The sequence below is a fragment of the Gemella bergeri ATCC 700627 genome (genome assembly GCF_000469465.1).
GTDB lineage: Bacteria > Bacillota > Bacilli > Staphylococcales > Gemellaceae > Gemella > Gemella bergeri.
In genome coordinates this window covers 1-6630 of sequence record NZ_KI271823.1, presented here as the reverse complement: position 1 = coordinate 6630, position 6630 = coordinate 1, and the positions used below count along the sequence as shown (strand labels likewise).

The 6630-nt window shown below is 29.4% G+C and carries 5 protein-coding genes; 3 read left to right on the top strand and 2 right to left on the bottom strand.

All coding sequences use genetic code 11. From position 1 onward, the window contains the following. Nucleotides 1-210: 210 nt before the first annotated feature. The 3 genes from HMPREF1983_RS02965 to HMPREF1983_RS02955 are packed head-to-tail and all read left to right on the top strand — an operon-like array spanning nucleotide 211 to nucleotide 4312. Complete coding sequence (locus HMPREF1983_RS02965; protein WP_040460882.1) at nucleotides 211-1968, top strand: ABC transporter ATP-binding protein; 1758 nt, start codon at nucleotides 211-213, stop codon at nucleotides 1966-1968. Continuing rightward, complete coding sequence (locus tag HMPREF1983_RS02960; RefSeq protein ID WP_021752806.1) at nucleotides 1961-3688, top strand: ABC transporter ATP-binding protein; 1728 nt, start codon at nucleotides 1961-1963, stop codon at nucleotides 3686-3688. Before HMPREF1983_RS02965 ends, HMPREF1983_RS02960 begins: the two co-directional genes overlap by 8 nt. Before the next feature lie 12 nt (nucleotides 3689-3700). Further along, entirely contained in the window at nucleotides 3701-4312 is a 612-nt protein-coding gene (locus tag HMPREF1983_RS02955; RefSeq protein WP_021752805.1) for a sugar O-acetyltransferase, read from the top strand. A gap of 82 nt (nucleotides 4313-4394) precedes the next feature. Here the strand turns inward: HMPREF1983_RS02955 and HMPREF1983_RS02950 are convergent, their stop codons facing one another. Then, nucleotides 4395-5234, bottom strand: coding sequence for a DegV family protein (locus tag HMPREF1983_RS02950; RefSeq protein ID WP_021752804.1), 840 nt, complete (start codon nucleotides 5232-5234; stop codon nucleotides 4395-4397). Nucleotides 5235-5667: 433 nt separating this feature from the next. Continuing rightward, complete coding sequence (locus HMPREF1983_RS02945) at nucleotides 5668-6513, bottom strand: aldo/keto reductase (protein WP_021752803.1); 846 nt, start codon at nucleotides 6511-6513, stop codon at nucleotides 5668-5670. Nucleotides 6514-6630: the final 117 nt, after the last annotated feature.

Here is a 6630-nt window from a genome sequence, read left to right as displayed (position 1 = left end):
TTTTTATCAGTCCGATTTTTTGTTGAGCCACTGTTTTTCGCTATTATTGCGAAAACAGTTCTTTTTGTTTTAGGCTCTGTGTCAAATACGGGGCATGAGAAAAAAATCTATACCCTTACTATTTTATACCTTTCTATTATCTTACAATAATTTCTTTTTCACTTTCTTATATGATATAATTATAAAATATACTTGAAAGAAGGTGAAGAAGTGGAAAGTAGTGTAAGCAACAAAGAAATAGTAAAAAAATTATCACAGTTACTCTATAGGGATAAAATTAGAATCGGAATTGTATTAGTAGCTTCATTTTTTTCATATTATTTTACTTTATATCCTGCAAACAGATTAAACTTTATAGTAGACGGAATAGCTAACGGTTCTATCACCTTTGACGGTGTAATAAAAGAGATAATTAATATTATTTTTATAGGATTGGCATTGTATTTTGTCTATTATTTTAAAGAATATTATACTTTTATCGGGTATGATAAGATAATAAAAGATTTAGGTTATGAAGTGCAACGTGATGTTTACCGCCATACACCTATCTTTTTTAATAAATTTAGCATAGGGGAAGTTATTAGCCGTTCAACCAATGATATCGCAAACTATATTGCTGTTTTTTTCAGCTATGGAATTCTTCTTATTTTTGACGGTATTATTTATAATATTTTTATAAGTGTTTTAATAATTAATAAGTCTAATTTGGGATATTTGGCATTAATACATTTACCACTTATTATACAGACTATTTATTTAGTTAGCAGAAGAGAAGTCCAAGAAAAATACTACAATAAAATGGCTAAAACGATGGATAAAATTACCGAAGAAACATTAGAAAATGTAAAGGGAATTAGAGTTATAAGAACATATAGCCTACTTTCAAAAGTTAGAGACAGTTTTATAAAAAAATTACGCAGTTATTCGAAAAGTAATGTAAGATACATGAAAACAACACTTCTTTATCAATCTCTTAATACGGTATCTTTAGCTATAACTTATGTTTTAGCTGTCGGTTACGGTTTTTATTTAATTAATATTGGGAGTATGACACTTGGGGAACTTATTGCGGTTTGTGTTGTTGTAGGTATGCTTCAATGGCCGTATATAGCTTTATCCGAGTTGATTGTTATGCTTATAGAAGTTCGTCAGGCAACAAAACGTGTTATTGAAATTACGAAAAGAAAGCCCGAAGTAAATAATGATAAAGCAAATACAATCTTTGAGTTCGGGGATAATATCGAATTTAAAGATTTTGATTTCAGTTATAATGATGTAAAGGTTTTAAAGAAGATTAATTTGGTAATAAATCGTGGAGAAACAGTTGGTGTTATAGGAAAAACCGGTTGCGGTAAGACGACTCTTATAAAACAATTTCTTAGACTATATCCGATAAAAGAAAAAACTTTATTTATTGATGGTAAACCGATAGAAGAGTATTACGATTATTCTATTCGTGAAAAGATAGGTTATGCTCCGCAAGAGTATCAATTATTTTCGAAGACCATTAGAGAAAATATTTTATTTTACAGAGAAAATTTAGAGAATAATTTGGAAGAGAGTTTAATTCTTGCCGATATAAAAAAGGATATTGATAATTTTAAAGACGGTTTAGATACTTTAATCGGAGAGAATGGAGTTTCATTATCAGGGGGGCAAAAACAACGTTTGGGAATAGCGCGTGCTATTTTAACAAATCCTGATATACTGATTCTTGATGATAGTTTGAGTGCGATTGACGCCAACACTGAAAAAGTAATTATCGAAAATATAAAAAATCATCGAACAGGGAAAACCAATATAATTGTTTCGCATAGAATTTCTGCGATAAGACACGCTGATAAAATCATTGTAATGGAAAACGGCAGGGTTTTAAATATCGGAACACATAGCGAGTTATTGGAAAATTGTGCATGGTATAGAGATTTAGATGCATATCAAAATAAGGAGGTAGAAGAAGATGAATAGTAAAAATCCATTATTACAATTTCTACCTTATTTAAAAACAGCCCAAAAAGATTATTTGCTTGGAACAATTTTCTCAATACTAAATGTTGCATTTGGTGTAGGTGGTGTTTATGTTTTGTCGAAAGTTTTTGACGGAGTTAACGGTGATGTAACGACTCAAGTAGTAAAAAAATCATTGGTAATAGCCGCAGGGTACGGTTTAATTTTATTATGTTCAGGTATTTCCAACTATATAAGAAATATTTATTTGGTAAAGGGTGCTAATGAAATCTATGTTCGTATACAAACGCAAGTGTATGATCATATTCAAAGTTTGCCGATTCGTTATTTTGATAATATGCCGGCAGGTTCTGTTGTATCAAGGATAACAAGTGACGTTAACCAGATAAGAATCTTTTTTGTATCTACTTTTATTCAGATTATGATTATTGCGATGAAAATTATTTTTTCTTATATTGTCTTGTTTTATGTAGATATTAGATTTGGAATGTATATGTTGCTTTTATTACCAATAATGTATGTTATTTTGAAGTTTTATAATAAAATGACTATTGGTAGTATAAAAGGGTATCGTCGTAAATTTTCTGAAAGTAACGGTATTGTTAATGAAAATTATCAAAATTTGGAAATAATAAAAGCCTTTAACCAAGAAGAAGCGGCACTATGTGATTGGAATAAACATAATGAAGAACGTTTCGGTTATTGGAGAAGCCTTAATATCGTGGATAGTTTATTATTACATAATATAACAGGAATAATTAGAATTATTATTTTTATCGGAATAGTTTACTATTACGCTTATTCACATTTTAACAATGTTTTTGGTGTAACGCTCGGTATGGTTTATCTATTTATTAATTATACAACGGATATAATATATCGTATTGCTGATTTCACGTTCAGTATTTCTAATTACGTTCGTGCGGTAGGGGCGGCAAATAATATTCAAGAAATTTTGAAATTGGAAATTGAAGAAGACATTGAAATGGAAGAAGTAGGACATTTCCAAGGCAATATTGAATTTAAAAATGTTTCTTTTGCATATAAAGAAGAAAACTATGTTTTGAAAGATTTGAATATTGATATTAAAGAAAATCAAACAGTTGCTTTTGTTGGGCATACCGGTAGCGGTAAGAGTACGATTATGAACTTGATTGTCAAATTTTATGAGGCTACTAAAGGAAAACTTTTAATCGGAGGACGTGATATAAAAAAATATAGTAGAGAATATCTAAGACAACAGACAGCGATTGTTCTCCAAGATACTTTTTTATTTGAGGGAAGTCTTCTTGAAAATATTACAACAACCGGCAATGAAGAATTGGCAAGAAATTCTTTAAAAAGGGTTGGGGGAGATTTTATTTTAAAAACAAGATCATTGAATTCTAAAGTAGAAGTAGGAGGTAATAATTTTTCTACCGGAGAAAAGCAACTAATTTGTTTAGCGAGAGCTTTGGCAAAAAATCCGAAAATTTTAATTTTAGATGAATCAACTGCCAATATTGATAGTGAAACGGAGCAAATAGTAGGAAGGGCGATTGACGAGCTTAAAGACGGAAGAACAACACTTATAATAGCCCATAGATTATCAACGATAAAAAATTCCGATATGATTTTTGTGTTAAATAAAGGAAAAGTAGTGGAAAGTGGGAATCATGAGGAATTGTTAAAACTTAACGGTGTTTATAGAAAAATGTACGAAACACAGATTAAAGGTTAGAGAGGATAAAAGATGAATTATAAAGAAAGGATGTTGGCAGGATTGCCTTATTTAGCATCTGATAGTGAGTTGCAAAAAGAAAGACAAAGAGCAAGAGAGTTCTGTTTTAAATACAATAATATTTCTCCTATTGAAAAGGAGAAAAGAAAAAATATGATAAATAAATTTTTCGGAAAAGTTGGGAATAAAACGGTTGTTCAATCACCTTTTTATTGTGACTACGGTTATAATATAGAAATAGGAGATAATTTTTTTTCGAATTATAATTTAACGATATTAGATGTTGCTAAAGTAAAAATAGGGAACAATGTATTGTTTGGACCTAATGTTAGTCTTTATACGGCAGGGCATCCTATTCATCCTGTAAGTCGTAATTCAGGTTATGAGTACGGTTTTCCTATTATAATAGGCGATAATGTTTGGCTTGGTGGCAGTGTAACTGTAGTGCCGGGGGTAACGATAGGTGCTAACAGCGTAATTGCTGCCGGAAGTGTTGTGGTCAAAGATATACCGGACAATGTAGTAGCAGCCGGTAATCCGTGTAAGATTATAAGAAAAATAACAGAAGCGGAAATTGACTATTATTATAAAAACAGGTTATTTGATGTAGATAATTATAAATAATAACAGCACTGAAAATAACCAAATATACGAACTAACCTTAGGTTAATTTAAAAAAGGTTAGTTCGTATTATATTTATGTTAATTAGTCTTCATATTCTAAATAACCTATTGCTATTGCTCTTGGGCCGGCATGTGCCCCGATAACCGGAGAAACTGTAATTATTTCTGTTTTTATTTCCCCGAGTATTTCTTTAATTATATTTTGTGTTTTTTCTAACAGATCATTGTTATTTGTGTGAAATATAATAAGGGATTGCGGATTTTTTTCCTTAATTTCTTCACACATTTTTTTAATAACTTTTTTTATTCCACGCTGTTTACCGCTTACCAGAAGAGCGCCGTCTTTTATAGTAATAATTGGCAGAATATTTAACATATTTGATAAAATAAATTGTGTTTTACCAAGGCGACCGCCGGCATATAAAAAGTCCATTGTTTCAACGGTAACCAATACGTTTTGTTTTTTTAAAAGTTTGTTATACTCTTCTTCAATATTATTATACGAGATTAGATTGTTAGAGAAGTCTTTAATGATTTTTTCAATAGCACGACCTGCTATTCGTGCAACTTGTTTAGTGTCAATAATTTTAATTTCTAAATCTTTTATCAATGCTTTGGCTTGAGTAAAAGATGAGAATGTTCCCGATAATTTTTCAGAAATACTGAAAATTACTACCCTTTTATAATCTTTTTCTTTTAAGGTGTTTAAGACTTCCAATACTTTTCCAACCGATGGTTGGCTGGTACTCGGTTTCATACCTTTTTTTATATATTCATAAAATTGTTCAGATTTAATTGTTACATTATCTTCATAAACCCTATTATCTAACCTTACTTCCAAAGGAATTATTGTTAATGGATAATTTTTTGTAAATTCTTCACTTACTTGTAATGTTGAATCACATAAAAATGCTGTTTTCATTTTTCCCTCACTTAATATTAAAATTTTTAAAAAATATTCTTTAAATATTGAATAACATATATAATATACTAAAAAATAAATTTTTTCAAATAAAAAGAATAAAAAATAGTTATCTAATTAGAATATATATTTTAGTTAAAATAGGGATTTTGAACATCTCTTATAGAGTTTATATGGAATTTAAAATATTTAATTATTGATAGAAAAAAACCGGTAATTTGTAATTAATTTTTTATTATTTTTTAAATAATAAAGTTAGCGACAGACGTTTATACTACTATCAACTTTTACTAAAATAATATATAAAATAAAGTAAATTACAACCGAATAGAAAAAATATCAGTAGGGAAAACTATATAAGAAAATAGCTAAAAATTCCGCCGTAGGTGAGATAGGCGAAGTTTTTAGCTATTTATAAATATTTTAATTGGTTTTATTCTGCTTTACGTTGGGCTAAAGAGCGGATAACTTTCGGATCTTTATGACTGAAGAATTGACTTTCTTTTCTATCCAGTGCTGAAATTTTTTGGATATCATCATTATCCAATTTAAAATTAAAAACATTTAGATTTTCTTTCATTCTTTCAGGATGTGACGATTTTGTTAATACTACGATGTCTTGTTCAATAAAATAACGAATGATTATTTGTGCAACAGTTTTATTATGTTTTTTAGCAATGTCAACTAGAGTTTTATTATTAAAAATATCATCTTTTCCACGTGCAAATGTCGACCATGCTTCAACAACAACGCCTTCTTCTTTAAATTGTTTAACAGCTTCTTTTTGTTGGTAAAAAGGGTTAAGTTCTATTTGGTTAATTACCGGTTTTTCTTCGCTAAATAGTGAAAGGTCAACTAGTTTATCAATGCCGAAATTGGAAACTCCGATTGCACGAATTTTTCCTTCGTTTTTAAGTTCGATCATTGCACGCCATGCACCGAATGTATCATTATACGGTTGATGAATTAATAATAAATCAACATAGTCCAGTTGTAATTTTTCTAATGAACTCATAAATGATGAACGAGCATTTTCGTAATTGGTATTGTTTATCCAAATTTTTGTAGTTATAAATAATTTTTCACGTGGGATACCGGAAGCCTTAATACCTTCACCGACACCGCGTTCATTAAGATATAGTTGAGCTGTGTCAATGTGACGATAACCGGCTTTAATAGCGCTTGCTACGGCATCTTTTGTTTCTTCATCTGAAATATTAAAAACTCCAAAGCCTAGAACGGGGATTTCTACTTCATTATTTAATTTTAAAGTTTTCATAAGCAATTCTCCTTTATTTGTAGTCTACTATAATCAAACCAGATATGAGAAGATAAGTCAAGTAATTATATAATATTTTTATATTTTAATAATATTTAATAAATATAATAGATGGAT

Bases quoted from the DNA above. Each gene is read 5' to 3' on its own strand.
- HMPREF1983_RS02960 (WP_021752806.1), top strand. From the start codon at position 1,961: ATGAATAGTAAAAATCCATTATTACAATTTCTACCTTATTTAAAAACA.
- HMPREF1983_RS02955 (WP_021752805.1), top strand. From the start codon at position 3,701: ATGAATTATAAAGAAAGGATGTTGGCAGGATTGCCTTATTTAGCATCT.
- HMPREF1983_RS02950 (WP_021752804.1), bottom strand. From the start codon at position 5,234: ATGAAAACAGCATTTTTATGTGATTCAACATTACAAGTAAGTGAAGAA.
- HMPREF1983_RS02945 (WP_021752803.1), bottom strand. From the start codon at position 6,513: ATGAAAACTTTAAAATTAAATAATGAAGTAGAAATCCCCGTTCTAGGC.